At 64.2% G+C, this 26,772-nt stretch carries 33 protein-coding genes; 17 read left to right on the forward strand and 16 right to left on the reverse strand.

The window, feature by feature from the left end:
• The first annotated feature begins 33 nt into the window (after positions 1-33).
• Both FHP91_RS01025 and FHP91_RS01030 read left to right on the forward strand, forming a co-directional pair.
• Positions 34-1,212, forward strand: a complete 1,179-nt coding sequence (locus FHP91_RS01025) for a M24 family metallopeptidase (protein WP_144307845.1) — start codon at positions 34-36, stop codon at positions 1,210-1,212.
• Between the two features lie 71 nt (positions 1,213-1,283).
• The gene (locus tag FHP91_RS01030; RefSeq protein ID WP_144307846.1) at positions 1,284-2,165 is read left to right on the forward strand and encodes a DMT family transporter; all 882 of its coding nucleotides are present in this window, start codon (positions 1,284-1,286) and stop codon (positions 2,163-2,165) included.
• 6 nt (positions 2,166-2,171) lie between these two features.
• Here the strand turns inward: FHP91_RS01030 and FHP91_RS01035 are convergent, their stop codons facing one another.
• The 7 genes from FHP91_RS01035 to hemP form a co-directional block, all read right to left on the reverse strand.
• Positions 2,172-2,597, reverse strand: a complete 426-nt coding sequence (locus tag FHP91_RS01035; RefSeq protein ID WP_144308008.1) for an ExbD/TolR family protein — start codon at positions 2,595-2,597, stop codon at positions 2,172-2,174.
• Complete coding sequence (locus tag FHP91_RS01040) at positions 2,597-3,352, reverse strand: MotA/TolQ/ExbB proton channel family protein (RefSeq protein ID WP_144307847.1); 756 nt, start codon at positions 3,350-3,352, stop codon at positions 2,597-2,599. The genes FHP91_RS01035 and FHP91_RS01040 overlap by 1 nt, the downstream gene beginning before the upstream one ends.
• Before the next feature lies 1 nt (position 3,353).
• The gene (locus FHP91_RS01045) at positions 3,354-4,085 is read right to left on the reverse strand and encodes an energy transducer TonB (RefSeq protein WP_246116183.1); all 732 of its coding nucleotides are present in this window, start codon (positions 4,083-4,085) and stop codon (positions 3,354-3,356) included.
• A 132-nt stretch (positions 4,086-4,217) separates the two neighbouring features.
• Entirely contained in the window at positions 4,218-4,340 is a 123-nt protein-coding gene (locus FHP91_RS21575) for a hypothetical protein (protein ID WP_281281748.1), read from the reverse strand.
• A 92-nt stretch (positions 4,341-4,432) separates the two neighbouring features.
• Positions 4,433-4,918 carry a bacterioferritin gene (gene bfr, locus FHP91_RS01050; protein WP_144307849.1) on the reverse strand — a complete coding sequence of 162 codons (486 nt, stop codon included), beginning with the start codon at positions 4,916-4,918 and terminating at the stop codon, positions 4,433-4,435.
• Positions 4,915-5,139, reverse strand: a complete 225-nt coding sequence (locus FHP91_RS21225; protein ID WP_144307850.1) for a (2Fe-2S)-binding protein — start codon at positions 5,137-5,139, stop codon at positions 4,915-4,917. The genes bfr and FHP91_RS21225 overlap by 4 nt, the downstream gene beginning before the upstream one ends.
• Positions 5,140-5,164: 25 nt before the next feature.
• A complete protein-coding gene (gene hemP, locus FHP91_RS01060; RefSeq protein ID WP_144307851.1) occupies positions 5,165-5,353 on the reverse strand; it encodes a hemin uptake protein HemP in 189 nt (62 codons plus the stop codon).
• 157 nt (positions 5,354-5,510) lie between these two features.
• On the opposite strand from hemP, the gene FHP91_RS01065 reads away from it, so the two are divergent.
• Positions 5,511-6,209: a fumarylacetoacetate hydrolase family protein gene (locus FHP91_RS01065; RefSeq protein ID WP_144307852.1), complete on the forward strand. Its 699-nt coding sequence runs from the start codon at positions 5,511-5,513 to the stop codon at positions 6,207-6,209.
• A 30-nt stretch (positions 6,210-6,239) separates the two neighbouring features.
• Here the strand turns inward: FHP91_RS01065 and FHP91_RS01070 are convergent, their stop codons facing one another.
• From FHP91_RS01070 to pgi, 4 genes are read right to left on the reverse strand one after another with little or no spacing between them, the layout of a single operon-like run.
• The gene (locus FHP91_RS01070) at positions 6,240-7,619 is read right to left on the reverse strand and encodes a malonyl-CoA decarboxylase (protein WP_144307853.1); all 1,380 of its coding nucleotides are present in this window, start codon (positions 7,617-7,619) and stop codon (positions 6,240-6,242) included.
• 58 nt (positions 7,620-7,677) lie between these two features.
• Positions 7,678-8,472: a prolipoprotein diacylglyceryl transferase gene (gene lgt, locus FHP91_RS01075; RefSeq protein ID WP_144307854.1), complete on the reverse strand. Its 795-nt coding sequence runs from the start codon at positions 8,470-8,472 to the stop codon at positions 7,678-7,680.
• 4 nt (positions 8,473-8,476) lie between these two features.
• On the reverse strand, positions 8,477-9,133 hold the full coding sequence (locus tag FHP91_RS01080) for a YceH family protein (protein WP_144173989.1): 657 nt from the start codon (positions 9,131-9,133) through the stop codon (positions 8,477-8,479).
• A 51-nt stretch (positions 9,134-9,184) separates the two neighbouring features.
• Positions 9,185-10,903 carry a glucose-6-phosphate isomerase gene (pgi, locus tag FHP91_RS01085; RefSeq protein WP_246116184.1) on the reverse strand — a complete coding sequence of 573 codons (1,719 nt, stop codon included), beginning with the start codon at positions 10,901-10,903 and terminating at the stop codon, positions 9,185-9,187.
• A gap of 193 nt (positions 10,904-11,096) precedes the next feature.
• On the opposite strand from pgi, the gene ilvD reads away from it, so the two are divergent.
• The 3 genes from ilvD to FHP91_RS01100 all read left to right on the forward strand — a co-directional run bounded on the left by ilvD (position 11,097) and on the right by FHP91_RS01100 (position 14,513).
• Positions 11,097-12,947 carry a dihydroxy-acid dehydratase gene (ilvD, locus tag FHP91_RS01090; RefSeq protein WP_144307855.1) on the forward strand — a complete coding sequence of 617 codons (1,851 nt, stop codon included), beginning with the start codon at positions 11,097-11,099 and terminating at the stop codon, positions 12,945-12,947.
• 265 nt (positions 12,948-13,212) lie between these two features.
• Entirely contained in the window at positions 13,213-13,632 is a 420-nt protein-coding gene (locus tag FHP91_RS01095) for a hypothetical protein (protein ID WP_144307856.1), read from the forward strand.
• Positions 13,633-13,661: 29 nt separating this feature from the next.
• The gene (locus FHP91_RS01100) at positions 13,662-14,513 is read left to right on the forward strand and encodes a YiiX/YebB-like N1pC/P60 family cysteine hydrolase (RefSeq protein ID WP_144307857.1); all 852 of its coding nucleotides are present in this window, start codon (positions 13,662-13,664) and stop codon (positions 14,511-14,513) included.
• On the opposite strand, the gene FHP91_RS01105 is transcribed toward FHP91_RS01100, so the two are convergent.
• Both FHP91_RS01105 and FHP91_RS01110 read right to left on the reverse strand, forming a co-directional pair.
• Positions 14,463-15,080, reverse strand: coding sequence for a LysE family translocator (locus FHP91_RS01105; protein WP_144307858.1), 618 nt, complete (start codon positions 15,078-15,080; stop codon positions 14,463-14,465). The genes FHP91_RS01100 and FHP91_RS01105 overlap by 51 nt on opposite strands.
• A complete protein-coding gene (locus tag FHP91_RS01110; RefSeq protein ID WP_186301407.1) occupies positions 15,077-15,712 on the reverse strand; it encodes a glutathione S-transferase family protein in 636 nt (211 codons plus the stop codon). The genes FHP91_RS01105 and FHP91_RS01110 overlap by 4 nt, the downstream gene beginning before the upstream one ends.
• A gap of 78 nt (positions 15,713-15,790) precedes the next feature.
• Here FHP91_RS01110 and rhtB point away from each other — a divergent pair, with 78 nt between their 5' ends.
• The 5 genes from rhtB to FHP91_RS01135 all read left to right on the forward strand — a co-directional run bounded on the left by rhtB (position 15,791) and on the right by FHP91_RS01135 (position 20,896).
• The gene (rhtB, locus tag FHP91_RS01115; protein ID WP_144307860.1) at positions 15,791-16,405 is read left to right on the forward strand and encodes a homoserine/homoserine lactone efflux protein; all 615 of its coding nucleotides are present in this window, start codon (positions 15,791-15,793) and stop codon (positions 16,403-16,405) included.
• Positions 16,406-16,831: 426 nt separating this feature from the next.
• Positions 16,832-17,920 carry a hydrogenase small subunit gene (locus FHP91_RS01120; RefSeq protein ID WP_144307861.1) on the forward strand — a complete coding sequence of 363 codons (1,089 nt, stop codon included), beginning with the start codon at positions 16,832-16,834 and terminating at the stop codon, positions 17,918-17,920.
• Positions 17,921-17,922: 2 nt separating this feature from the next.
• Positions 17,923-19,713 carry a nickel-dependent hydrogenase large subunit gene (locus FHP91_RS01125; protein WP_144307862.1) on the forward strand — a complete coding sequence of 597 codons (1,791 nt, stop codon included), beginning with the start codon at positions 17,923-17,925 and terminating at the stop codon, positions 19,711-19,713.
• 133 nt (positions 19,714-19,846) lie between these two features.
• The gene (gene cybH / locus FHP91_RS01130; protein WP_144307863.1) at positions 19,847-20,554 is read left to right on the forward strand and encodes a Ni/Fe-hydrogenase, b-type cytochrome subunit; all 708 of its coding nucleotides are present in this window, start codon (positions 19,847-19,849) and stop codon (positions 20,552-20,554) included.
• 12 nt (positions 20,555-20,566) lie between these two features.
• Positions 20,567-20,896 carry a HigA family addiction module antitoxin gene (locus tag FHP91_RS01135; protein ID WP_144307864.1) on the forward strand — a complete coding sequence of 110 codons (330 nt, stop codon included), beginning with the start codon at positions 20,567-20,569 and terminating at the stop codon, positions 20,894-20,896.
• Here FHP91_RS01135 and FHP91_RS01140 read toward each other — a convergent pair.
• Positions 20,888-21,760, reverse strand: a complete 873-nt coding sequence (locus tag FHP91_RS01140) for a LysR family transcriptional regulator (protein WP_246116185.1) — start codon at positions 21,758-21,760, stop codon at positions 20,888-20,890. The two genes, FHP91_RS01135 and FHP91_RS01140, sit on opposite strands and share 9 nt — an antisense overlap.
• Positions 21,761-21,888: 128 nt before the next feature.
• Here FHP91_RS01140 and FHP91_RS01145 point away from each other — a divergent pair, with 128 nt between their 5' ends.
• The gene (locus tag FHP91_RS01145; protein WP_144307866.1) at positions 21,889-22,518 is read left to right on the forward strand and encodes a glutathione S-transferase family protein; all 630 of its coding nucleotides are present in this window, start codon (positions 21,889-21,891) and stop codon (positions 22,516-22,518) included.
• Between the two features lie 15 nt (positions 22,519-22,533).
• On the opposite strand, the gene FHP91_RS21230 is transcribed toward FHP91_RS01145, so the two are convergent.
• Positions 22,534-22,761 (reverse strand): hypothetical protein, encoded by a 228-nt coding sequence (locus tag FHP91_RS21230; RefSeq protein WP_222105074.1) that lies wholly within the window; start codon positions 22,759-22,761, stop codon positions 22,534-22,536.
• A 36-nt stretch (positions 22,762-22,797) separates the two neighbouring features.
• Here FHP91_RS21230 and FHP91_RS01150 point away from each other — a divergent pair, with 36 nt between their 5' ends.
• Complete coding sequence (locus tag FHP91_RS01150; RefSeq protein WP_222105075.1) at positions 22,798-23,424, forward strand: pyridoxamine 5'-phosphate oxidase family protein; 627 nt, start codon at positions 22,798-22,800, stop codon at positions 23,422-23,424.
• Between the two features lie 55 nt (positions 23,425-23,479).
• Here the strand turns inward: FHP91_RS01150 and FHP91_RS01155 are convergent, their stop codons facing one another.
• Entirely contained in the window at positions 23,480-24,106 is a 627-nt protein-coding gene (locus FHP91_RS01155) for an OmpW/AlkL family protein (protein ID WP_144307868.1), read from the reverse strand.
• Between the two features lie 364 nt (positions 24,107-24,470).
• Between FHP91_RS01155 and FHP91_RS01160 the strand changes: the two genes are divergently transcribed.
• The 4 genes from FHP91_RS01160 (at position 24,471) to FHP91_RS01175 (ending at position 26,768) form a co-directional block, all read left to right on the forward strand.
• Entirely contained in the window at positions 24,471-25,085 is a 615-nt protein-coding gene (locus FHP91_RS01160; protein WP_144307869.1) for a HyaD/HybD family hydrogenase maturation endopeptidase, read from the forward strand.
• 71 nt (positions 25,086-25,156) lie between these two features.
• Positions 25,157-25,468 carry a HypC/HybG/HupF family hydrogenase formation chaperone gene (locus tag FHP91_RS01165; RefSeq protein WP_144307870.1) on the forward strand — a complete coding sequence of 104 codons (312 nt, stop codon included), beginning with the start codon at positions 25,157-25,159 and terminating at the stop codon, positions 25,466-25,468.
• Entirely contained in the window at positions 25,465-25,938 is a 474-nt protein-coding gene (locus FHP91_RS01170) for a hydrogenase (protein WP_144307871.1), read from the forward strand. Before FHP91_RS01165 ends, FHP91_RS01170 begins: the two co-directional genes overlap by 4 nt.
• Positions 25,935-26,768, forward strand: a complete 834-nt coding sequence (locus FHP91_RS01175; protein WP_144307872.1) for a hydrogenase expression/formation protein — start codon at positions 25,935-25,937, stop codon at positions 26,766-26,768. The genes FHP91_RS01170 and FHP91_RS01175 overlap by 4 nt, the downstream gene beginning before the upstream one ends.
• Positions 26,769-26,772: the final 4 nt, after the last annotated feature.

Here is a 26,772-nt window from a genome sequence, read left to right on the forward strand (position 1 = left end):
GCGCGGCCGGGTGCCCCGATTGAGAGAAGCGTCATGACCCAAACCCTCACAGCCCCGGCGCGCGGTTTCGAGCGCGCAGAATTCGAACAACGCACCGCCAGGCTGCAAGACGCCATGGCGGCGCAGCGGATCGATGCCGTGTTCTTCTGCACTGAACCGGAGTTCCGCTACTTCAGCGGCTTCAAGTCGCAGTTCTGGGAGAGTCCGACCCGACCGTGGTTCCTGGTGGTGCCGGCGAGCGGGCGTCCGATTGCGGTGGTCCCGCAGATCGGTGCGGCCGGTTTTGCCGAGACCTGGATCGACGACGTGCGCAGCTGGCCCTCGCCCCGCCCCGAGGACGACGGCGTGTCCTTGCTGGCCGACACCTTGAGCGAGGTCTCGCGCACCCATCGCCGTATCGGCGCCATGCTCGGCCCGGAGACCCACCTGCGCATGCCGGCGGCCAACTTCGCCGCGCTGTGCGACCGGCTGGCACAGCATGAGATGACCGACGCGTCGCTGATCGTGCGCCAGCTGCGCAGCGTCAAGTCGGCGGCCGAGATCGCCAAGATCCGCTTCGCCTGCGAGGTCACGGCGGCCGGGTTCGACTACCTGCGGAGCCACCTACGCACTGGCATGACCGAGCGCGAAGCCTGCAAGGCCATGCACCTGGAAATGCTGCGCCTCGGCGCCGATGCCTGTCCCTACCTGATTTCGGCCTCCGGCCCTGGTGGCTACGACAACATCATCATGGGGCCGACCGACCGTCGGCTCGAGGACGGCGATGTGCTGATCATCGATACCGGCGCGAACTTCGACGGCTATTTCAGCGACTTCGACCGCAATTACGCCTTCGGCGAAGTCGGCGCGGACACGCACCAGGCCTACGAGGCGGTGTATGCATCGACCGAGGCCGGTCTGCGTGTGGCCGCTCCTGGCGTGACCACCGGCGAGGTGTGGCAGGCCATGTGGTCGGTGCTCGAGAAGGCCGGCGCGTTGGGCAACGATGTCGGCCGGATGGGGCACGGGCTGGGCATGCAACTGACCGAATGGCCCTCCAACGTCCCCGGCGGCGACGTGGTGCTGCAGAGCGGTATGATCCTGACGCTGGAGCCGGGCATGACGTTCGCGCCGGGGCGCATGATGGTGCACGAGGAGAACATCGTGATCACCGAGTCCGGTTGCGAGATGCTCCACCGCCGAGCCTGGCCGCAGATGCCGGTCATCGGCTGAAGCGTCTCCAGAACGGGCTTTCCAGGGCGCCTTCGGGCGCCTGTATTTTTTGACCACGATGGGCAGAGACGATGCAACCCAGAACGACCGGAACACTGATGTGCATCACCGGGGTGACCTTGCTGTCCCCCGACGTGCTGGTGATGCGCTGGCTGGCACTCGATCACGCCACCATTCTGCTGTGGCGGGGGATCTTCCTCACCGTCGGCTTCGGCGCGGTGGTGCTGCTCCGCTATCGGCGCGACTGCTTGCGCGCGCTGACCCATGCCGGTTGGCTCGGTATGGCCACCGGCCTGTGCTTTGCGCTCAATACCACGTGCTACACCCAGGCCCTGCAGCGCACCAGCGCGACCGCCGCGATGATGATCATCAGTACCGCGCCGGTCTTCGCTGCGCTGGTGAGTTGGTTTGTGCTGGGCGAGCGGATCAGTCGCAAGACCGGGATCGCCATCATGGCGACACTGATCGGCATCGGCATCATCGCTGCCGACGCAGGCGGTCAGAACGATACGGTGGGTAACCTGTTTGCGGTGGGTACGGCCATCTTCATGGCCATCAATTTCACACTGGCACGGCTCAAAAGCAGCGTCGATCTGACGCCGGGCCTGGTGTTCGGCGGTCTGTTGGCGGCGGCCTTCGCCTTGCTCGAAGGCCGCCCGGGCCCTGTTCCGGCGCTTGCGGAACTGGGGGCCATGGCATTGACCGCCGCGCTCTCGATGCCAATCGGCTTCACGTTGCTGCAGATGGCGCCGCGCTACATTAGCGCCACCGACGTCAGCCTGTTCCTGCTGCTCGAAGCGGTACTCGGTCCGTTCTGGGTGTGGCTGGTGCTGGGCGAGGTGCCCGGCCGCGGCACCGTTGCCGGCAGCGTGGTGATCTTCGCCGCACTGGCTTGGTACGGCGCACCCGAGAAGTGGCGCCGGCGACGCGGGCTGCGTGCGCCGGCCTGCTGAGCGGCGTTACTGTTCGGTGCTGGCGGGCAGGGTGACGAAGCCGAGTTTCTGGACGCCGGCCACGCGGGCGGCGGCCATCAACTCGGCGATGGCTTCGTAGCGGGTGTCCTTGTCAGCGCGCAGGTGAAGTTCCGGCTGCGGATCCAGCGCGGCGATATCCGCCATGCGCGGCGCCAGGGCTTCCTTGGGCATGGGCTCGTTGTTCCAGAACAGCTGGCCTTCGGCGTTGAGCGATAGCGTGATGGCGTCGGGCGTTTCTACTGTGGGTGCGCTGCTCGCCGTGGGCAGGTCGATCTTGACCGAGTGAGTGAGTAGCGGCGCGGTGATCATGAAGATGATCAGCAACACCAGCATCACGTCGACCAGGGGCGTGGTGTTGATCTCGCTCATCGGGCCGCTCTGCCCCGAGTTGTCGAATCCGCCGAAGGCCATCATGCCACCTCGGAGATCGGGCGAACCGGTTTGGCTGCGCTGCGCGCTTGCGTGGCGGGCGCGGCAACGGCAATGCGTGAGCCGGTGGTGAAGTAGGCGTGCAGGTCGTGCGCAAAGCCGTCGAGTTCAGACAACTCGACCCGATTGGCGCGATTGAAGCCGTTGTAGGCGAGCACGGCGGGGATGGCCACGAACAGACCGAAGGCGGTCATGATCAGCGCTTCGCCGACCGGGCCGGCGACCTTGTCGATGGAAGCCATGCCGCTGAGGCTGATGCTGGTGAGCGCGTGGTAGATGCCCCACACCGTGCCGAACAGCCCCACGAACGGTGCGGTGGACCCGATTGAGGCGAGCACCGTCAGGCCGCTTTCGAGCCGGGCCGTGGCGTCGGCGATGGAGCGGCGCAGCGCGCGGGTGACGAACTCGCCGGTATCGAGCGTGCCGCCCAGCGTGGTGCCCGCGGTGTGGCGGGTGTAGTGCGTGTGGGCGGCGGCGGCCTGCTGGGCGAGACGCTCGCAGGGGGTGTCGGCGGCGCGGGTGCTGAGCAGGCGCAGGCCCTCGTCCAGCGAGGCAGCATGCCAGAACTGTTCAACCGCATCGCCATGGCGGCGGGTGCTGAGCAGGCGCAGGCCCTTGCTCAGGATCAGATACCAGCTGACGACCGACATGCCGACCAGCAGGATGGCGACGCTGCGGATGATGAGGTCGGCCTGTGCCCAGAGTTCGCTCAGGCCGAAGGCGTTGGGGGTGTCCATGTCAGGTGTTCTCCAGTTTGAATTCTATCGGCACGATCACCCAGTTGGCGATGGGCCGGTCGCCCTGGCGGGCGGGCTCGAAAGTCCATTTGCTGACCGCGCTGCGGGCGGCTTCGTCCAGCCGGCTGTGGCCGGAGGACTGATGCAGGCGCACATCGCTGGCCGCACCGCTTTCGCTTACCAGCACACGCAGTAGCACCTTGCCTTGTTCGCCCACGCGGCGTGACAGGCGCGGGTAGCGTGGGCTGGGGTTGTTCAGGTAGGCGGCGTCGAAGCGCGCGGCAATGATCGGCTGTGGCGCCGCGGCGACCGGGCCGGGCGCGGCTTTGGGCGGCGTTGTGGGGGCCGCGACCTGCGCAGGCTGCGGCGGGGGCGACGCGCTCTCGGGCGGCGGCGGGGCCTCTTCCTTGGGCTCGCTGATGGCGGTGGGCGAGGGCTTGGGGGTGGGCTTCGGCGCCGGCTTGGGTGTGGGCTTGCGCACTACCACGGGCTTGGGCGGCGGCTTGAGTTCGGGCGCGGGCGTGGGCGGCTTGGGCGGAATGACTTCCGGTACGGGCGCGGGCGGGGGCGGCGCCACCGGCTCGGGCGCCGGCGGGGCGATGAGCGCGACTTGAATGGTGGTGATCGGGGCTTGAACGGGGGTGTCGATCTGACTCAGGCCCAGCGCCAGTGCGCCTGCATGGGCCGCGAGCACCACGAGCAGACGTGCAGCCGCGCCGAGGCGTGCGCGCACAGACGCGCGCCGCGGCAGTGGGGTTGCCGGCACGAGGGCTTGGGGTATGGCAAGCATGGGCTCGTATTTTACCGCGCGCGCAGGCGGGTGGAGCGCGACACCCGGTCGCATGGTCGTACTGAAATTCATGAATCAGACAGGCGAGCCGAGGCTGGCGGTAATCAGCGCGTTGAGCGCGAAGCCCATGGCCAGCAGGATGAGGCAGGTGCTGACGGCACGTGGCGTCGACGACAAGTGCAGCGGTGGGCGATTCATGCGGGTCTCCAGGCAAAGAGGTGTTGGCTGGCTGGTCCCGCTGGAACTGGCTGGCGAGGCGCCACGGGGGCGCCCAGTGGCGTGGGCTGCGCTCAGCTGGCCGAGTGATCCGGGTCCATTTGGGACTGCAGGTAGTTGGGTAGCGTGACCCGGTCGATCAGTTCGAGCTGGGTTTCGAGATAGTCAATATGCTCTTCCGTGGCTTCGAGAATCTTCTCGAATAGCTCGCGGGAGACATAGTCCTTACAGGATTCGCACTGACTGATGGCATCGACCAGATCGCCGCGGGCGGTGGTCTCGAGTGTCAGATCGCCCTTGAGGCACTCGGGCACGTTCTCGCCGATCAGCAGCTTGCCGAGGTTCTGCAGATTGGGCAGGCCTTCGAGAAACAGCACGCGTTCGATCAGCCAGTCGGCGTGGTGCATTTCTTCGATGGATTCGTCGTACTCGTGCTTGCCAAGCTTGGCCAGGCCCCAGTTCTTGTACATGCGGGCGTGCAGAAAGTACTGGTTGATGGCGGTCAGTTCATGGGTGAGCTGGCGGTTGAGAAGCTTGATGATATTCTTGTCGCCTTTCATGCGAAGGCCTCCAGGTGTCGGGTCGGGGTCGGGCTCAGGCTGCGTACGGCACGGGATGCGCTTGCGACAGCCTGATCGAGACAACACTTTGCCGCGCAGGCACATTTTCCGCAATCGGCGGTGACGCCCAGCACGCGCAGGTCGCGAACGCGGCGTGCGCCATTGGCGGCGGCGTGGTGAATGTCTTTTTCGGTCACTGCGTTGCAAATGCAGACGTACATGCTGTCTGGCTCCTTCCGGTATAGCCTATTTGGTGAGAATCAGCTTGCCCGCGCGTGTTTCCTGCAGGCGATAGCGGATGCCCTTGTGTTCGATGGTGACGACGCTTTGACCCTTCAGCAGCGCCTCGCTGGCAATGGCCGGCGCGTTGCGTATGTCAGCACGGGGCTGATCAGGGGCGTCGGCAGGACGAACGGACGAAGGGGCGGCGGTCATGGCGTATCAATGCAAACAAGAACGATTCGCATTTCACCATCTCCGTTCGATGGCGTCAAGTCTGTTGGGCATTTCTCGACGCTCGCGTCGTGTGGTGTCAGGCAAGCAAGCGGGCAGGTATAGTCGAAACCTTCGTTTATTGCCGTCAGGAACCGTCATGTCTTTCGTGATTCCCGCCCCCGATCAAGCCAGCCTGCCGGTCGCTGGCAGCGCCGACCGTTTTCCCGTGCGCCGCATCTATTGCATCGGCCGAAACTACGCCGACCACGCGCGCGAGATGGGTGGTTCGCCCGACCGTGAGCCGCCCTTCTTTTTCTGCAAGCCGGCCGATGCGGCCTTTGCCGTGACGGGCGAGGCGCCGGTCGATTGGCCGTATCCGACGATCACGACCGACCTGCATCACGAGATCGAACTGGTGGCTGCCATTGGCCGTGGCGGACGCGACATTGACGTGGCGGATGCGCTCGATCATGTGTGGGGTTATGGCGTGGGGCTGGACATGACCCGCCGCGATCTGCAGGGCCAGATGAAAGCGCAGGGGCGCAGCTGGGAGATCGGCAAGGCTTTCGATCACGCGGCGCCAATCTCCGCTTTGCGCCCGGTGAGCGACACCGGGCATCCAGCGGCCGGCGAGATCTGGCTGGATGTGAACGGGGTGCGGCGCCAGACCGGCGATCTGTCCGACATGATCTGGTCGGTCGCGGAGGCAGTGGCGGGCTTGTCACGCTACTTTGAACTGAAGCCGGGTGACTTGCTGATGACCGGCACACCGGCCGGTGTGGGCGCGGTGGTACGCGGCGATGTGCTCAGCGGCGGCGTCGCCGGGGTGGCGACGCTGGCGGTCAAAATCGTTTGATGGCCGGGCGGGGCATCAGGCCCCGCCGACTCACAGCTTGGCCAGACGCTTGATCGCACCGGACGCCGCGATGGCGCCATCGGCCACGTAGGCTTCGACATTGCTTTCGATGCGGTCGGGGTCGTAGAGGTAATTGACCATCAAGCCAAAGGACTGGCTCATGCCCCGGGCGGCGGAGTCGGCCATCCAGTTCAGGCGTTCGACACGTGCGCCGTTACCCAGGTGGAAGCGGGCCACTGGATCGAAAGGCGCACCGCGCGATTTGGCATGGCACAGGTAGCGCGCGGCGAGCCGGGTGAGCGGCGCGCTGAGCGCAGCGGCCAGACCGGGTTGCTCCAGCCAGGGGCAGTTGTCATCGAGCAGGGTCTGGAAGCCGGCCGAGGCTGGCCCCTCGATGCCGAGTGGGGCGAGTTTCTTCCAGTCGGCATCGGTGAAGGCGTCAGTCAGGGCCTCGGGGTGGGCGCGTACCCAGTCCTTGAGGCGCGGGATGGGCGACAGCGTGGCAAATTGCTTGAGACCGGGCAGGTCACGCTTGAGGTCATCCACCACGCGCTTGAGCAGGAAGTTGCCAAAGGACACGCCGCGCAAGCCCACCTGGGTGTTGCTGATCGAATAGAAAATGGCGGTGTTGGCGCGCGCGTTGTCGGCCACCGGCGCCATTTCGTCGAGCAGTTTCTGGACGTTGTCGGCCAGGTCGTCCACCAGCGCCACTTCCACAAAAATCAGCGGTTCCAGCGGCATGCGCGGGTGGAAGAAGGCGTAGCAGCGGCGGTCGGTGTCGAGGCGGTTCTTGAGGTCGGTCCAGGAGCGGATCTCGTGCACTGCTTCGTACTGAACCAGCTTTTCGAGCAGGGCGGCGGGGCTCTCCCAGGTGATGCGGCGCAGTTCGAGAAAGCCGACGTCGAACCAGGCATTGAGGCGGGCTTCGAGTTCGCGGTCCAGCGCCTTGAGTTCCGGATCGTCCTTGAGAAAACGCAGCAGATCGGCGCGCAGGTCGACCAGGAATTTGACCCCGGCCGGGATGGCGTTGAACTGGGTGAGGATGCGGATGCGCTGCGAGCGCATGGCGCCGCGCAGCTTGGCTTCGGCGTCCCACTGCTCGGCGGTGCCGATCTTGCTCTGGTATACCGCGTGGGCCTCCGCGACGCGGGCCGGGTCGGGGCCGAATTCGAGGGCGATCAGGCGCAAGAAGGCATGACGTCCGTCGTCGTCGAGCTCGAGATAGGTGTGGGCCAGCCGTGCGGCACGCTGCCGGGTGGAGACTTCGCCGCCGGTGCCTTCGGCGCAGTCGCGCATTTGCGCGCGCAAGCGGTCGAGATCCTGCGCTTCAAGATGCGCCTGGGACTTGCCGCCCCAGGAGATGATGTCGCGCATTCGCTCCAGACTGCGCGTGACGATATTGGGAGCCATGCGTTCCTCTCGTACTCAGTGGTGCAGGTTCAGTGTGACCGGTCGGCGCCGTGGCGGTTCAGTGGGCCGTTTGGCGCTTGGCGTGAATCATCATCGCGATGCCGATCAGGATCATCGGCACGCACAGCCATTGTGCGGTGGACAAACCGCCGCCGAGCGCGCTGAAGATGCCGGGGTCGGGTGTGCGGAAAAACTCCATGATGAAGCGCAGCACGCCATAGCCCATCAGAAAAACGGCAGAGGTGGCGCGCAACGGCCGCGGTGCGCGTGAATACCACCACAGCAGCGCAAACAGCAGCAGGCCTTCGCCGGCCGCCTGATAGAGCTGGGAGGGGTGGCGGGGCAGCGTGTCGACATGCGGGAAGACCATGGCCCACGGCAGCGAGGGGTCGGCCGCCCGGCCCCAGAGTTCGCCATTGATGAAGTTGCCAACCCGCCCGGCGGCCAGGCCGGTGGGCACCAGCGGCGCGATGAAGTCGGTGATCTGCCAGAAGCCTTTTTGGTGGCGCTTGCCATACAGCCACATGGCGACGAGCACACCGAGGAAGCCGCCGTGGAAACTCATGCCGCCTTTCCAGGTGGCGAGAATTTCGAGTGGATGGTCGAAGTAGTAGCCCGGTTGATAGAACAGCACTTCGCCCAGTCGACCGCCGACGACGACGCCGATGACGCCATAGAACAGCAGGTCGTCGAGTTGCTGCGCCGTCCAGCCCAGCTCGGGGCGGCGCTTGATGTGCCATCGCCCGAGTCCGATGAACAGGACAAAGGCGATCAGGTACATCAGGCCATACCAGTGAACAGAGAGCGGGCCGACCGAGAAGGCGACCGGATCGATTTTCGGATACGTCAGCATGCGTTCAGTCGGCTTCGCCCAGGCTGATCTTCAGTTGATGGAGTTCGGCGCGCAGGGCGGCGACCTCGGACTCGAGTGTTTCGACCCGTGCGGCGAGACCGCCCGGCGCGGCGTGGGCCGTGGCGGCCATCACGCTGGCGACATCGACTTCGCCACACATCAGGTGGGCGTAGCGGGTTTCCTTGGTGCCGGGCGCGCGCGGCAGGGCAAGCACCATGGGCGGGTATTTTTCGGCCAGGTGCTCAAGCGCCGCCTGCAAGGTGGGGATGTCTTCGAAGCGGTGCATGCGCTCGCTGCGGCTTCGCAACTCGCCGGCGGTTTGCGGGCCGCGCAGCATCAGCAGCGCCATGATCGCCTGCTCGGCGGGCGGCAGCGAGTGGCGCAGGCGGATGCGGTGTTCGTATTTGACGACGCGAGCCCCTTCGTAGCGACCGATCAGTCCGCGCGCCAGCAACTGGCTGATCGCCTCGCTGACTTCGGATTCGTCCAGCTGCATGACCGGTTCACGCCCGGTGAGTTGGTTGGCGCCGGTGGTGATGGCGTTGATGCTCAAGGGGTATTGATCGGGGGTGGTGAAGCTTTTCTCGATCAGCACAGCGAGCACGCGGGCTTCGTTCTGGCTGAGGTCAAAGCCTTCGGTCGATTCGGTGGTATCGGTCATGGAGCGGTTCCGGCTATGGCGCAGCTTGCCATGATAGCGGATCGCTCGCGGCTAACGCGTGGCGCTGTCGTCGTCTCGCGCGGCAAGGGCGGCGCGTGCCAGGTCGATGAGCTGGCAGGTGGAGCTGTCGGCGCCGGCCGGTGACTGCCCGCTGGCGAAGGCCGACTCGATGCGTCGGGCCAGTTGCTTGCCCAGTTCGACGCCCCATTGGTCGAAGCTGTTCACATTCCAGAGCACGCCCTGGGTGAACACCTTGTGTTCGTACATGGCCAGCAGTGCGCCCAGGGTGCGCGGGGTGAGCGCGTCGAGCAGGATCACGTTGGTCGGGCGGTTGCCGTCGAAGCAGCGGTGGGGCAGCAATTCGGCAATGCGCTCGGCCGACAGGCCCTCGGCCTCCATCTCGGCGCGGGCTTCATCGGGTGTGCGGCCCATCATCAAGGCTTGCGCCTGGGCGATGCAGTTGGCGAGCACGATGTCGTGGTGCGGCCGGGTGTTGTCGGGGCTGTGCAAGGTGGCCACAAAATCGGCCGGCACCAGCTGCGAGCCCTGATGCAGCAATTGGTAGAAGGCGTGCTGGCCGTTGATGCCGCTGTTGCCCCACACCACCGGCCCGGTCGCCCGGCCCACGGGCTGACCGTCGCGGGTGGTCTGCTTGCCGTTGCTTTCCATGTCGAGCTGCTGCAGGAAGCCCGGCAACTGGCGCAGACCGTGATCGTAAGGGGCGACCATGTGTGTTGCCGCGCCAAAACCATTCACGTACCACACGCCGAGCAGTGCCAGCAGTACGGGCAGATTCTGCGACCAGGGCGCGGTGCGGAAGTGCTCGTCCATGGCATGCGCGCCAGCGAGCAGCTCGCCGAAGGCCTCGGGCCCGACTTGCAGCATGATGCTCAGTCCGACCGCCGACCACAGCGAATAGCGCCCACCGACCCAGTCCCAGAAACCAAACATGTTGGCCGGGTCGACGCCGAAGGCGCGGACCGCCTCGGTGTGGGTCGACACCGCGACAAAGTGGCGGCGGATGTCGGCCTCGGTGGCGCCACCCGCCAGAAACCAGGCACGCGCGCTGCTGGCGTTGGTGAGGGTTTCCTGGGTGGTGAAGCTTTTTGAGCAGATGACAAACAGTGTGGTGCGGCGGTCAAGCTGGCGCAGAAGGCCGTTGAGTCGGCCGGCGTCGACGTTGGCCACAAAATGCGTGCGCAGGCGCGGGTGGCCGATCGGGCGCAGCGCGTCGCAGACCAGCCGCGGGCCGAGGTCGGAGCCGCCGATGCCGATGTTGACGATATTGGTGATGGGCTCGCCGGTGTGGCCGAGCCACTGGCCGCTGCGCACCTGCTCGGCAAACCCGGCCATGTGGGCAAGTTCGGCTTGGATGTCGGGCACCACGTTGTGACCGTCGACCCGGATGTCGGCCGTGGCCGGTGCGCGCAGGGCCGTGTGCAGCACGGCGCGGTGCTCGGTGCTGTTGATGCGCTCGCCGGCAAACATGGCGTGAATCGCGCCGCGCAGATCGCAGGCGTCGGCCAGGGCGAAGAGCTGCTGCAGGTCGGCGTCGTCGAGCCGGTTCTTGCTGTAGTCGATGAAGATGCCGTTGCTGCGCACACACATGCGCTCGGCTCGGGCGGGGTCGGTGGCGAACTGCTCGCGCAGATGGCGGCCGGCCTGTTGGTGGGCGGCCTGCTGCAGTCGGGACCAGCGTTCGGCGCGGGCGTCGGGCATGGTATTGGCGGTGCGCCCGGTGGAGGCGCTGAAGTCTGAAGGGCGGTTCATGCTGGGCTACAGTGTAGTGGAGCGATGTTACAGCGTCATCTTGTCGCGCTGCAGTGTTGATCACAACCGGGCATTATGTCATGGGGATGGCGGCGCGGGGTAATCCGTGCGCGACGCAGAACATCCGGAAGTACCGGCGTCGCGCTACAATGTTCCGCTACGCACGATAGCCACAGTTTCAGGAGACAATCCGATGCCCCAGTACCGTTCACGCACTTCCACCGCCGGCCGCAACATGGCAGGCGCCCGCGCCCTGTGGCGGGCGACCGGCATGAAGGACGGCGATTTCGAAAAACCGATCATCGCGGTGGTCAACAGCTTCACCCAGTTTGTGCCGGGCCATGTGCACCTGAAAGACATGGGTCAGTTGGTGGCGCGCGAGATCGAAGCGGCCGGCGGCGTGGCCAAGGAATTCAACACCATCGCCATCGACGACGGCATTGCCATGGGTCACGGCGGCATGCTCTACAGCCTGCCCTCGCGCGACCTGATCGCCGACTCGGTTGAATACATGGTGAACGGCCACACGGCCGACGCCATGGTGTGCATCTCGAACTGCGACAAGATCACGCCGGGGATGTTGATGGCGGCGCTACGCCTCAATATTCCGGTGATTTTCGTCTCCGGCGGTCCGATGGAGGCCGGCAAGGTCAAGTGGGACAACAAGGTCGTCTCGCTCGATCTGGTGGACGCCATGGTCAAAGCGGCCGATGAGAGTGTGTCGGACGAAGAAGTCGCGGCCGTTGAGCGTTCCGCCTGCCCGACCTGCGGTTCATGCTCGGGCATGTTTACCGCCAACTCCATGAACTGCCTGACCGAGGCGCTGGGCCTGTCGCTGCCCGGCAATGGCACGGTGGTGGCGACGCACGCCGACCGCAAGCAATTGTTCCTGACCGCGGGGCGCAAGATCGTCGAGTTGGCGCGCCGCTATTACGAGCAGGACGACGAGACCGCGCTGCCGCGCAACATCGCCACCTTCGAAGCTTTTGAAAACGCGATCACCCTCGACGTGGCCATGGGCGGCTCGACCAACACCGTGCTGCACCTGCTGGCCGCGGCGCGTGAGGCCGGGGTCGACTTCACCATGAAGGACATCGATCGCATCTCGCGCAAGGTACCTTGTCTGTCCAAAGTGGCACCGGCGGTGTCGGATGTGCATATTGAAGACGTGCATCGCGCCGGCGGCATCATGGGCATTCTCGGCGAGCTCGATCGCGCCGGTCTGCTCCATAGCAATGCCCACACGGTGCACAGCAAGACGCTCAAGGATGCCCTGGCGCGCTGGGATGTGATGCAGGCGCACGACAACAAGGTGTTCGACTTCTTCCGCGCCGCGCCCGGCGGGGTGCCCACACAAGTGGCCTTCAGTCAGGACCGCCGCTGGAATGAACTCGACATGGATCGCAGCCACGGCGTGATCCGCGACAAGGCGAACGCCTTCACTCAGGAGGGTGGCTTGGCCGTGCTCTACGGCAACATCGCGGAAAAAGGCTGCATCGTCAAAACCGCTGGGGTCGACGAATCGATCTGGACCTTCACCGGGCGCGCCCGCGTGTTCGAGAGCCAGGACGCCGCGGTCCACGCCATCCTGACCGACAAGATTGTGGCCGGCGACGTGGTCGTCATCCGCTACGAAGGGCCCAAGGGCGGCCCCGGCATGCAGGAAATGCTCTATCCGACCAGCTATCTCAAGTCGAAGGGGCTGGGCAAAGCCTGCGCGCTGCTGACCGACGGGCGCTTCTCGGGCGGCACCTCCGGCCTGTCGATCGGCCACGCCTCCCCCGAAGCGGCCTGTGGCGGCGCGATCGGCCTGATCGAAGAGGGCGACAGCATCGAGATCGATATCCCGAATCGTGGCATCAAGCTGGCGATTGACGACGCCACGCTGGCGGCCCGCCGTGCGGCGATGGACGCCAAAGGCGCGGACGCCTGGAAGCCGGTCGGCCGCGAGCGCGTGGTCTCGGCGGCCCTGCAAGCCTATGCCGCGCTGACCACCAGTGCTGATACCGGCGCGGTGCGCGATGTGACGCAAGTCCAGCGCTGATCGGGGTTTGCGCTTTACCAACAAGGCCGCCTTCGGGCGGCTTTGTTCTTTTCGGTGCTTGGCGGTGCCTTGGATTGATATCGGGTTTGACCGGCTGTGGCCGGATGAATCCGGCCCCACCGTTCAAGGCCCTTCGTAGAGACGGACTTTTCCGGCCCTGAATGCGGATCCCCGCACGACTGATCGCGTGCCTGCCGCTTCGGCGGGAACCTACCTCCCGGCGCGGCCTCTGACAAAGACCAAGCGATGACCGTGGAGCATGCCCATGCCACCCACTGAACAGCCGTCCAAAGCCACGCTGGAGAAGCTCTGGCCGCTGGCGATTGCCGCCGCCGGCCTGGTGGCTGTAGTCAATTTTCTGGTCGCCTTGCTGATTGCCATCTTTGGCGATGTATTGCATCCCGCGCTGGCCGAGAGCCAGGCCTGGGTGCTGTTTGTCGTCGCCGGTGTGGCGATGGCGGTGCAGGCCGTGTTGATGGCGGTGATGCATCGTCAGCTTTGGGTGCGACAGCAAGAGGGGGAATTGCCGCAGGCGCGCTGGCGAGGCGGTTTGCGTCTGCCGGTGACCGCCGCGCTCGCCCACCCCGCGGTTCGTCGCCGATTGCGGGTGGTGCGACACGCCGGGCGACGCCGTCGCAGCGGCGCCTCGGCGTTCGTCAGAGTGGCGCGATCCGTTGTAATGTGACCGCGTGCGCCTGAGCCAAAGGGGAGTCGATGGCAAACCGGATACTGCGAGGCATCGGCCGACTGCTGGCGGGCTATCTCAATGCCGAGTTGCCGTCCTACACGCCGTTGGCCACGCATTCAGGTGCGCGTTTGCAGCAAACGCTGTTGCCGGGCGACATCCTGCTGGTCGAAGGCAACCGGCGCATCAGCGCCGCCATCAAGTACCTCACCCAGTCGACCTGGTCGCATGCGGCGCTGTATATCGGCCCCGGCGTGGTGACCGGCCCGGACAGCGATCCGCGGGTCTTGATTGAGGCCGACACCGAGCACGGCGTGGTGGCAGTGTCGCTGTCGAAATACGATGGCATGCACACCCGTATCTGTCGCCCGGTGGGGCTGACAGACACCGACCGACTGGCGCTGATCGACTTCGCGGTGGCGCGTATCGGCCACCAGTACGACCTCAAGAACATTTTTGATCTGGTGCGTTACCTGCTGCCAACGCCGCCGGTGCCGACGCGTTTTCGGCGCAATCTGCTGTCAATGGGCAGTGGTGAGCCGACCCGCGCGATTTGCTCCACCTTGATTGCCCAGGCCTTTCAGAGCATCGGGTACCCGATTCTGCCCGCCGTATATACCCGGCCATCGCGCCCAGGCGACCCGGCGTATTGCAACACCTGCGAAACCGAGGTGCTGCGGGCGCGCCACCACAGTCTGTTCACTCCGCGAGACTTTGATATTTCCCCCTATTTTGCGATCATCAAGCCGACGATCGAAGGGGGCTTTGACTACCAAAGCGTTGTTTGGGGCAAGCCCTGTGTGTCGGACGAGCCGCCAGCCGAACCGGCACTAGCTACGGCTGGCAATGACCACGCCAGTACCGACCAGCACCGCGCCTGAGGCCCGGTTCATGGCGCGCACGGTGCGGCGGTCGCGCAACAAGCGGCGCGCCCGCGCGGCCAGCAGGGCATAGCCAGCCAGCACGATGAAGACCATCGAGCAGGCGATGGCACACACCAGCACAAAGTCGACGGCGGTGATGTTGGCCAGATCTACAAACGTCGGCAAAAACGCCGCATAAAACAGGATCGGCTTCGGGTTGCCCAGTGTGGTCAACAATCCGGCAAGCGCGTCCTTGTGGTGACCGGTCGGCGGGCGGATCGGCAATTCGGCCGGCGGCGTGTCGTCGCTGCGAAAGGCACCAATGCCGAGCCAGATCAGATAGGCCGCGCCGATCCATTTCACCGCAAGAAACACCTCGCCGTAGTGTTGCGCCAGCGTGCTCATGCCCAGACAGGCCAGTGCGATGAGCACGATGTCGCCCATCGCGATGCCGGCCACATGCCACAGCGCCGCGCCCAGACCCGCGCCCAGCGTGCGCGCGGTGATACTGGCGACGGCCGGGCCAGGCGTGACCGCCAGAACGAAAACTGCGCCCGCCAGGGCCAGTGCGGTGGTCGGTGTCATTGAGTTTTTCCTTTTGCAGCGGCTTCGCGCGCCAGCGCACGCTGCGCCGCCGGGCGAGCCAGACACCGTTCAAGATAGGCGGGTAATGTAGTGCCCTCCAGAGACAGTTTGGCCGATTTCGCCCATGCCAGGCAGTGGCTGGCAATGATGTCAGCAATGCTGAAATGCGCGCCGGCCAGCCATGACCAGGCTTCAAGGCGGGCCGAGAGTAAGGCGGCTGCCTTCTCGAATTCCCAACGCGCCGTATCTTCGATGGCCGGCACACGGCGTTTTTCGGGCAACGCAAAACGGTGCTTGGCGATGGTCCACAGCGCCTGGTCCAGCTCGGTCAGGCCGAAGCACAACCACCGGTAAGCCTGTGCCCGCTCGGATGCGTCGGCCGGCAACAGGCCGGAGGCAGGAAAACGCTCGGCCGCCCACAGCGCGATCGCGCCGGTTTCGGTGACAATGCTGCCGTCTTCCAGACGAAGCGCGGGCACCTTGCCGCCGGGGTTGATGGCCAGAAAATCGGGCGCGCGCCCGGCCCCCTTGAACAAATCGACGAACACATAGTCGTAGTCGGCTCCCGCTTCTTCAAGCGCCCACACGGCGCGCAGCGAACGGGAGTTGGGGCAACCATAAACAGTCAGCATCTTGTTCTCCATTGAGCTTCGGTGCATTGTTGAAGGCGAGCCGACGATTCGGCAACTGAAAATTTTGGAGTAGCACGCATGGCATGGCACATCTGGCTGGCCTTTCTGGTCGCATCGATCGTCATCTCGGTCACCCCGGGCCCCGGCGCCGTGGTGACCATGAGCGTCGGCCTGCGCCACGGCTACCGGATGTCACTCCAGACAATCGCCGGCCTGCAGGTGGCGCTGGTCATCCAGTTGGCCATTGTCGCAGCCGGTCTGGGCGCGGTGCTTGCCACCTCGGCGACGGCGTTTCTGATTTTGAAAATCTGCGGCGCGGCCTACCTGATCTGGCTGGGTATTCAGAAATGGCGCAGCGCGGGCAAGCCGGTGTCGACCACCACTGCGATCGAGGTCAAGCACCTGTTCCGCACCGCCGTGCTGATCAACCTCACCAACCCGAAAGCCATCATCTTCATGGCCGCGCTGGTGCCACAGTTCATCGACCCGGCCGGGAACCAGTGGCTGCAGTTCTTCATCCTGTGCGCCACCACCGTGGTGGTCGATGTATTTGTCATGTCGTGCTATTCGCTGCTCGCTACCCGGTTTCGTCCGTGGCTCGCAGACGTGCGCGCGCAACGCATGCAGAACCGGGTGTTCGGGGGCTTGTTTGTGACCGCGGGCGCACTACTGGCGGCGACGTCCAGGCATTGATTGCGCTCAACCGTGCTTGATGGGGAGGGGGTGGCAAGGTGTTTGCCGCCCCTTTTTGTTTGACTGCTTCAATTTTGAACTCTTCCGGATACCGCTTGTTGCTCATGACACCTCCTTTCCATGCCTGAGTTTAAGGCTGCGAAGCGTCTACCGGGAGAGGGGCGATTCAGTCGGTGGCCGGATGTATCCGGTCCTACAGGGTATGGCTCTGTTTGCGGGCGGTGGGTTCTCACCGTTTGGTGAGGGGTGGAAACCGGCTTTCCAGTTTGCCTGGAGGTGTGGCGCATGGTGTGTGCGAAATGTGTTTGATACATATGGCTTTTTTGTGTTTTGACACCTTTGGCATGTTTCTTGTGATGGTGATTCCCGATGTTCCGCCGCGCGCCCGCGGGCGGGGTCAAGAAGACCAACGAGGGAGACACCCCGATGACCGACACCTTTTACGAGGTACTGCGCCGGCAGGGTATTACGCGCCGCAGTTTTCTCAAGTTCTGTTCGCTGACTGCTACGTCGCTTGGGCTGGGTTCGGCCTTTGCGCCGAAGATCGCACATGCCTTGGAGACCAAGCCGCGCACGCCGGTGATCTGGCTGCATGGGCTGGAGTGCACTTGCTGCTCTGAGTCATTCATCCGCTCGGCGCATCCGCTGACCAAGGATGTGGTTTTGTCGATGCTGTCGCTCGATTACGACGACACGCTGATGGCGGCGGCGGGGCATCAGGCCGAGGCGATCCTCGAAGAGGTGAAGCGCAAGTACAAGGGCAATTACATCCTGGCGGTGGAGGGCAACCCGCCGCTCAATGAAGACGGCATGTTCTGTATCCAGAGTGGCCGGCCTTTCATCGAGAAGCTGAAGGAGACCGCCGCCGATTGCAAGGCGATCATCTCCTGGGGGTCGTGTGCTTCGTGGGGCTGCGTGCAGGCGGCCAAGCCGAACCCGACGCGGGCGACGCCGGTGCACAAGGTGATCTTCGATAAGCCGATCATCAAGGTGCCGGGTTGCCCGCCGATCGCCGAGGTGATGACGGCGGTGGTGACCTACATGCTGACCTTCGACAAGCTGCCTGAGCTGGATCGCCAGGGGCGGCCGAAGATGTTCTACGGCCAGCGCATCCACGACAAGTGCTATCGCCGCCCGCACTTCGACGCCGGCCAGTTCGTTGAAGAATGGGACGACGACCAGGCGCGCATGGGCTACTGCCTCTACAAGATGGGCTGCAAGGGCCCGACCACCTACAACGCCTGTTCGACGGTGCGCTGGAATGACGGCGTGTCCTTCCCCATCCAGTCAGGCCACGGCTGTATTGGTTGCTCGGAAGATGGTTTCTGGGACAAGGGCTCGTTCTATGACCGGGTGACTGACATCAAGCAGTTCGGCGTTGAGGCCAATGCCGACAAGGTGGGTGGCACAGCCGCTGCGGTGGTGGGGGCCTCGGTGGCCGCGCACGCCGCCGTCACCGCGCTGGCCCGCGCTCGTCAGAAGACGGGCATCGATACGCCGAAGGGAGAGGACTGATCATGGGTGTGTATGAGACGCAGGGCTTCAAGCTCGACAACACCGGCAAGCGGGTGGTGGTCGATCCGGTCACTCGGATCGAAGGGCATATGCGGGTCGAGGTGAACCTCGACGACAATAACGTGATTCGCAACGCGGTGTCGACCGGCACCATGTGGCGCGGGCTGGAGGTGATTCTGAAAGGGCGCGACCCGCGCGACGCCTGGGCCTTTACCGAGCGCATCTGCGGCGTGTGTACCGGCACCCACGCGCTCACCTCCTGCCGCGCGGTGGAAGACGCGCTGGGCATCGAGATCCCCGACAATGCGAACTCGATCCGCAACCTCATGCAGCTCACGCTGCAGGTGCATGACCACCTGGTGCACTTCTATCACCTGCATGCGCTCGACTGGGTGGATGTGGTGAGCGCGCTCTCTGCGGACCCGAAAGCGACCTCGGCGTTGGCGCAGAGCATCTCCAACTGGCCGCTGTCCTCGCCGGGCTATTTCCGCGACATCCAGAACCGGTTGAAGAAGTTTGTCGAATCGGGCCAGCTCGGCCCCTTCATGAACGGTTACTGGGGCAACCCGGCTTACAAGCTGCCGCCCGAAGCCAATCTGATGGCGGTGACGCACTACCTGGAGGCGCTGGACTTCCAGAAAGAGATCGTCAAGATCCACACCATTTTTGGCGGTAAGAACCCGCACCCCAACTGGCTGGTCGGCGGCATGCCCTGCGCCATCAACATGGATGGCACCGGTGCGGTCGGCGCGATCAACATGGAGCGGCTGAACCTGGTCAAGAGCATCATCGACCGCACGATCGAGTTTGTCGATCAGGTGTATGTGCCCGACCTGCAAGCCATTGCCAGTTTCTACAAGGACTGGACTTACGGCGGTGGCCTGTCGAGTATGTCGGTGCTGTCGTACGGCGATATTCCCGACCGTGCCAACGACTTCTCGGCCAGCAATCTGATGCTGCCGCGCGGGGCGATCATCAATGGCGATCTGAGCAAGATCCACGAGGTCGATCTGCGTGACCCGTCGGAGATCCAGGAGTTTGTCGATCACTCCTGGTACAAGTACGCCGACGAGAGCAAAGGCCTGCACCCCTGGGATGGCGAGACCGAGCCCAACTTTGCGCTCGGCCCGAAAACCCAGGGCACCAAGACCAACATCAAGTCGCTGGACGAAGAGGGCAAGTACTCCTGGATCAAGGCGCCGCGCTGGAAGGGCCACGCCATGGAGGTTGGCCCGCTGTCGCGCTACATCATCGGCTATGTGCAGAACAACCCAGAGTTCAAGGAGCCGACCGACAAGCTGCTGACCGATCTCGGCCTGCCGCTCGAAGCGCTGTTCTCCACGCTGGGCCGCACCGCGGCACGCGGTCTGGAAGCCTCGTGGGCGGCGCATAAAATGCGCTACTTCTTCGACAAGCTGATGGCCAACATCAAGGCCGGCGACAGCAACACCGCCAACATCGACAAGTGGGACCCGTCCCGCTGGCCGAAGGAAGCCAAGGGCGTCGGCTTTACCGAGGCGCCGCGTGGCGCGCTGGGGCACTGGATCAAGATTCGCGACGGCAAGATCGAAAACTATCAGGCCGTGGTGCCTACCACCTGGAATGGCAGCCCGCGCGACAGCAAGGGGCAGATCGGCGCCTTCGAGGCTTCGCTGATGAACACCCCGGTGGCGGTGGCCGATCAGCCGCTGGAGATCTTGCGCACGCTGCATTCCTTCGATCCTTGCCTGGCGTGCTCGACGCATGTGATGAGTCCGGATGGGCAGGAAATGGCGCAGGTGAAGGTGCGGTGATTTGTGATGGGTGATGGGGCGTAGGGCGGATAAGCCAAAGGCGCATCCGCCGCCCGTGCCCCACCTATGCGGTTTTTGGTGGATGCGCTTTGCCTATCCGCCCTACGGGACCTTTCTCCCAAGGAGAAGAAAGATGCTCGCTGAACAAGATCAATTCGAAGCCGAACGCAGTGCGCGCATGGTCAAGGCGGTCTATGTGTACGAGGCGCCGCTGCGCCTGTGGCACTGGGTCAACGCCCTGGCCATCACGGTACTCGCCATCACCGGCTATTTCATCGGCCTGCCGCTGCCCTCGGTGCCGGGGGAGGCCAGCAACAGCTTTTTGATGGGTTATATCCGCTTCGCCCACTTTGCTGCCGCCTATATCTTTGCCATCGGCTTCATCGGCCGCATCTACTGGGCCTTTGTCGGCAACCACCACGCGCGGCAAATTTTCATCCTGCCGGTGTGGAACATGAAGTGGTGGAGCGAGGTGTTTTACGAGCTGCGCTGGTATCTGTTCCTGGTGAAAGAGCCCAAGAAGTATGTCGGCCACAACCCGCTCGCGCAGCTGATGATGTTTCTGTTCTTCACTGTTGGCGCGGTGTACATGATCTGTACCGGCTTCGCGTTGTATGGCGAAGGTCTCGGCGAGGGCAGCTGGGCGTCGCAGATGTTTGGCTGGGTGATGACGGCCGTGGGTGGCAACAGCATGCAGGTGCATAGCTGGCACCGGTTAGGCATGTGGGTCACCGTCAGCTTTGCCGTGGTGCATATTTATGCCGCGATCCGCGAAGACATCATGAGTCGGCAGAGCCTGATCTCCACCATGATCAGCGGCTGGCGGATGTTCAAGGACTGAGCGAGCGCCTGCGTGGCGGCTTTTTCCTCCCTCGACCCCGGCGTGGTGGCAAACGCAGCCCGTCCGGGGCGCTTTCGCCCCGGACGCACGCCGTTGCATCCGGGGTATTTTCTTGAGTCCCGCTTTCTGCGCCCCGCGCAGATTTCGCAAGACGCACTGGCCCGTGCGCTCGGTATTTCCCGCCGACGGGTGAACGAGCTTGTGCGCGGTCGCCGCGCTTTTACGCCCGACACTGCCCTGCGACTGGGGCGTTACTTTCACACCGACCCGGCACTGTGGATGGTCATGCAGTCCGTGTGGGATGTGCATCAGGCCTGGCGAAGGGCGGATGGCTCATATTGAAAACCCGGACAAGGTCTCGCGCATGGTCGAGATGAAGGCACGCGTACGCGCTGGTAACAGGCGGGCATGCGGGTAGATCACGCTGATCGGGCGGGGCGGCAGCTCGTAGTTGGCCAGGACGATCTCCAGCGCGCCACGCGCGACGTCCGGTGCGATCTGATAGGACAGAAAGCTGCCGAAGCCCAGACCGTCGCAGCAGGCCGCGATGCCGGGGGCCACGAGGTTGAAGCTGAGTCGTCCGTCGATGGTCACATTGAGGCGGCGACCCGCCTCCATGAAGACCCAGTGCGGTCCGCGGCTGCCGGTAAAGCGAATGCATTCGGCGTGGCGTAGTTCGCGCGGATGGGCGGGACGGCCGTGGCGTGCTAGATAGTCGGGGCTGGCGACGACTGCTTGGCGCACCAGGCCTAGCGTTTGCGCCACCAGCGTGGAGTCGGCGAGTGTTCCGATGCGAATGGCGGCGTCGAAGCCTTCTTCGACCAGGTTCGTCACCCGGTCTAGCAATATCAGCTCGACGCTGACATCGTCGTAGCGCGCAATAAAGCGATTGACCGCTGGCGCGACATACATCTGGCCGAACAGCACTGGTGCGGTGATGCGTAGCAGGCCGGTGGGTTCGCTGACGTCGGCGCGCACTGAGGCCTCGGCGTCCTGCACCGCGCCAATCACTTGGCGACAGTCGGCCAGATAGCGACGACCTTCGTCGGTGAGCGCGATGCGGCGGGTGCTGCGGTTGAACAGTCGTACGCCAAGATGGGATTCCAGCGTGGCGAGGCCGCGCACGATGGATGGAAGAGAAGTCTCCAGTGTTCGCGCCGCCGCGGTGAGGCTGCCGCCGTCGGCGATGGCGACAAGGATTCGCATGTGTTTGAGTTGGTCCATGAGCGAATGATTGCTTTGAAAATTGAAGTAATCAAGTTCAAGTTTCAGGATTTATTTCATGGAGTGGTGCGGCGACAATGACGTTCGTCTGTTCACTGGAGCTCGTCACCATGTCTGCCGCAATCGCCGCCACCGACATCCGCCTTCACGGTTTGCAGCTTTCCGGTCATAGCCATCGAATTAGTCTGTTCCTGTCGCTGCTGCAACTGCCTCATGAGCATATCGAAGTGGATTTGCCTGGTGGCGCTCACAAGCGCCCCGAGTTCCTGGCCATGAATCCGTTCGGGCAGGTGCCCGTGTTGCAGGACGGCGCGCTGACGCTGCCGGATTCGAACGCCATCCTGGTGTATCTCGCCAAGCGCTACGGCGGCGCGCAGTGGCTACCCACCGATTCCGTGGGGGCGGCGAGGGTGCAGCGTTGGTTGTCGGTGGCGGCCGGTCCGTTGGCGTCGGGCCCAGCCATGGCGCGCATCCACGTCGTGTTCGGCAAGAACCAGCCGGACCCTGCACTGGTCGAGCGCAGCCACGCGCTGCTGGCGGTGATGGATGCAGCGTTGGCCGATTCGCCCTTCCTGGTGGGTGAGGCACCGACCATTGCCGACATCGCTTGCTACAGCTACACCGCCCATGCCCCCGAAGGCGGGGTTGGGCTGGCTGGTTATCCGAATGTGTGTGCCTGGTTGGCGCGCATCGAGGCCTTGCCGCACTTTGTCGGCATGCCAGCCACGCCGCTGGCTTGAGTGTTCAAGATCATGTCAGTCTTTCATGCGGGTGAGCGCGCGATACAGCAACGCGCCGGTTTTGGCGATGCGGCGCTGACTGTTGGCGAGCGCTTTATTCGTGGCGTCATGCCTGAGCAACATCAGGTTTTTTTCGCGCAACTGCCATTTGTGGTGGTCGGCGTGCTTGACGCCCAGGGCCAGGCGCGTGCCGGTCTGCTGGCAGGGGCGCCGGGCTTCATGAATTCGCCAGACGATCGGCATCTTGATATTCAGGCGGGCGCAGTGGTTGGCGAGGGCGTGGCCGAACGGCTGACGCCAGGCGCGCAGATCGGTCTGCTCGGCATTGAGGCCCATACTCGGCGGCGTAACCGGTTGAATGGTCTGGTTGCCGACGCGCTCGATGGTCGCGTGAGCGTGCGCGTTACTCAGAGCTTCGGTAACTGTCCCAAATATATCTACCCGCGCCGAATCGAATGGGCGCCCATTGTGGCAGGCGTCAAACGGGTGGTGAGTGGCTGGGATGCCGATGCCAGACGCATGGTGGCGGCTGCCGACACTTTTTTCATTGCTACCGCTCACCCCGAGGCGGCAGACGCCTCCGCGGCGGCGCACGGGGTGGATGTGTCGCACCGGGGCGGCGAAGCGGGCTTCGTTTGCATCAGGGATGCGACCTTGAGCGTGCCCGACTATCCTGGCAATCGGTTTTTCAACACGCTGGGCAATCTTGAACTCAACCCGTGGGCCGGATTGCTGTTTATCGACTTTGAAGCGCGGTCGTTTCTGCAACTGGCGGTGCGCGCGCGTCTTGAGTGGTTGCCTCCATCGCAGACGGAGTCGAAGGGCAACAATCGTGTGCTGCACTTCGATGTCCTGGCGGCGCAACGCACCGAAGGCGTGCTGCCATTGGTTTTGGCCGCGCAGTGACGTGCGCAAAGCAACAGGGGCGCCGCAGCGCCCCTGTGTCAGTCGGTGCCAGTGATTAGAAGCGATAGCCAATGCCGATGCCAAACAGCCAAGGGTCGATGTCGATCGAGCTGACCTTGCCGCCGCCAGCCAGTTTCACGTCGGTGCCCATCTTGACTTTCTTCAGGTCGACGTTGAAGAACCACTGCTTCGACAGTTGGACATCCATGCCCACTTGCAGCGCCAGACCGAAGCTGTCCTTGTCGATCTCCAGGTCGCCCACGCCGGGGACGTTGAGGTCGACGCTGGAGAAGCGGGTGTAGTTGATGCCGGCGCCAACATACGGGCGAAACTTCGCATCAGGCATGAAGTGGTACTGCACCAGCAGCGTCGGCGGCAGTTCCCGGACCGTGCCGATCTTGGTCCCGGCTACCGAGATGTTGTGCTCCTGCGGATAGGTGAGCACCAATTCCGCCGCGATGTTCTTGGTGAAGAAGTAGCTGATATCCAGTTCCGGAATTGCCTTGTCGCTGACATGGATCTCGTCTGCGGCCACGCCGAGGGCGGGAATGGCATCCGACTTGTTGGCTGTGTCGATGTTGACGACCCGTGCCCGGACCATCCAGTTGCCCTCGGGTTGCTCGGCCATCAGCGGCGCGCAGGCCGTCATCGCTACCAGTGCCGCAATCATCTTGGTTTGCATCACATCCCCTTTCACGTCATCAAAGAATGACCGGGATAGTAACCATTCGATTAGTGTGGTTATTGATTCGGATCAATTTTTGCAGGTCAGCCTATCCGTCAGGATTTGAGCGGTGGTGGCGGTCAGGGTGTCGCGAGAAGCCGCCCATCACGAACCCATGAACAGCACGCCTGCTGGCGTATTTCGAACCGGATAGAGGCTTGTCGTTTTGTTAATTAAGTGTTCGATTGCGCGACGATTGGCACGTTGCCGTCTGGGCGACATTTTCTTCAAGTCACTGTTCTATTGCACCTTTTTGATGGACGTCTGACTGGCACGAACTCTGCGTTGTAACGCTTCATGTGACACTCGATGAGGCAAGACGATGGCCAGTCAGGACTCCATTCTGATCCTCGGTATTGGCAACCTGTTGTGGGCCGATGAGGGTTTCGGCGTGCGCTGCGTGGAGGCATTGAACGCGGCGTGGGCGTTGCCAGCCAATGTGACCGTGCTGGATGGTGGTACGCAGGGCCTGTACCTGCTGCCCTTTGTGACCGAGGCCAAACATCTTCTCGTGTTTGACGCGGTCGACTATGGCTTGCCGCCTGGCACCATGAAGCGGGTGGAGGGCGACGAGGTACCGCAGTTTCTCGGCGCCAAGAAGATGAGTCTGCACCAGACCGGTTTTCAGGAGGTGCTGGCCTCGGCGCGGATGCTTGATCGCTTTCCCGAGTCGCTCTTGTTGGTCGGTGTGCAGCCCGTCGAGCTGGAAGACTTTGGCGGCAGTTTGCGCCCCGAAGTCTCCGTGAAAGTGCCCGAAGCCATAGAGATTGCTCTGGAATGGCTTTCGGCACGAGGTGTGACGCCAAGGGCGCGTCAGCCCGGTGAGAAATCGGCCGACGACTCTGCGCTGTCGCGCGTCGCTTACGAGCAGGGCCGTCCAGACGAGCGTGATGCTTGCCGCATCGGCGACGTGCGCTTCTTTCCGGAGACAAACTGAAATGGAACGACCCCCACGCTCGCTTTGCTCGCAGCCCCCCCGGGGGGGCGTTCACGCCCGGCGGGACTGAGATGTGCATCGGCGAACCCATGCAGATTGTCGCCTCGGGCGAGCACCGCGCACGTTGCCGCGACCGTCGCGGGCGTGAGTGCGAGATCGACTTGCTGCTGACCGGTCCGCAACCGGTCGGCGCTTGGCTGCTGACCTTTCTCGGCGCTGCGCGCGAGGTGATCGACGCCGACCGCGCCGAGGCGGTCACGCGGGCGCTTGATGCACTCGACGCCGTCATGCGCGGCGAGCCGGCTGATCTGGATGCCGCCTTTGCCGACCTGCTCGATCACGAACCCCAATTGCCTGACTTCTTGAGAGGATCATCACAATGACTCAACCGCTCGCTCCCGATCTGGACCGCCTGGCGCAACTGCTGCTACGACTCGGTGACCAGCACAGCCTGCCGACCCTGACCGAAGACGTGGCCGATCTGTTTGCCATCGAAGCCGATGACACCACCATGGTGCTGCTGGTCGATGACCCCAAGCGCGCGCCCGAGGTGTGGGACGTGGCGGTGGTGCTACCCGAGGTGCTGGCGACGCTGCGCAACCCGCCCATCTCTGCCGTGGCCGATCTGGCGGCCAGCCGCGCCTTGGCCGCGCGATACGACATTCGTCGTTTTCCCTCACTGCTGTTCCGCCGCGGCGCCGAGTTTGTCGGCACGATTGAGGGCATGCGCGACTGGGACAGCTTTGGCCCGGCGATTGACCGGATGCGCCAGTCGCCTGTGCAACGCGCGCCGGGCATCGGCATTCCGGTGCGTGCCAGCACCCCTGACAGTTGTGGAGGTTCGCCCGCATGAAAGACTTTCCCCTCCCGGTGATCAGTTTTGGGCCCGGCTCTCAGGACGAAGACGAGGCGGTCGACTTCATTGGTTCGCCGGGCGAGATGAATGCCTTCATGCCACCACGCAGGCCTGAGGTGGCCGACCCGGCCAGTCGCGACGCGGCGATCGCCCAACTTGAAGCCCTGCGTGATCGCATGAAGGCCTCCCGCTTCGGTGCGCCCCTGTCGGTGGATCTGAGTGCGCTGCCTGCGCCGGTGCGCGCGGTGGTCAATGAGGCGCTCGGTCAGGGCGAGGTGAGTGCCACGGTGGCCGGTGGCGCGCCGCTGCGCATTCAGGAGACCGTGTTCGCCGGGCTGTGGCGCGTGCTGGGCGAGGGCGGCGTCGACCGCGTCGAAGCCGGCCCGATGCCCGAGGCCGTGGTGGCCGCGTGTCGTGCCACGGCGGCGCGCAGCATTCCGATGCAGCCGCCGCCGGCCGGCGCCATGAACGCGCCCGCCGTGCTGCGCGAGTTGATCGATGCCGCCGCCCGCCGCCGCGACGGCGATCCGGCGCACATCGTCAATCTCACGCTGCTGCCGATGACGCCCGACGACCTGGGCTACCTGTCGGCCAGCCTCGGCGTGGGGCCGGTGGTGATTCTCTCGCGCGGCTATGGCAACTGCCGCATTTCGAGCACCGCCTTGCGCGACACCTGGTGGGTGCAATACTTCAATAGCAGCGACAGCCTGATCCTCAACACCATCGAGGTGACCGAGTTGCCCGATGTGGCGCCCGCCGCCGCCGAGGATTACGCCGACAGCATCGTGCGACTCGGTGAGTGGATCGAGTCGCTGCGCGAAGATTGAACGC

Source organism: Denitromonas halophila, from assembly GCF_007625155.1.
GTDB classification, from domain to species: Bacteria; Pseudomonadota; Gammaproteobacteria; order Burkholderiales; family Rhodocyclaceae; genus Nitrogeniibacter; species Nitrogeniibacter halophilus.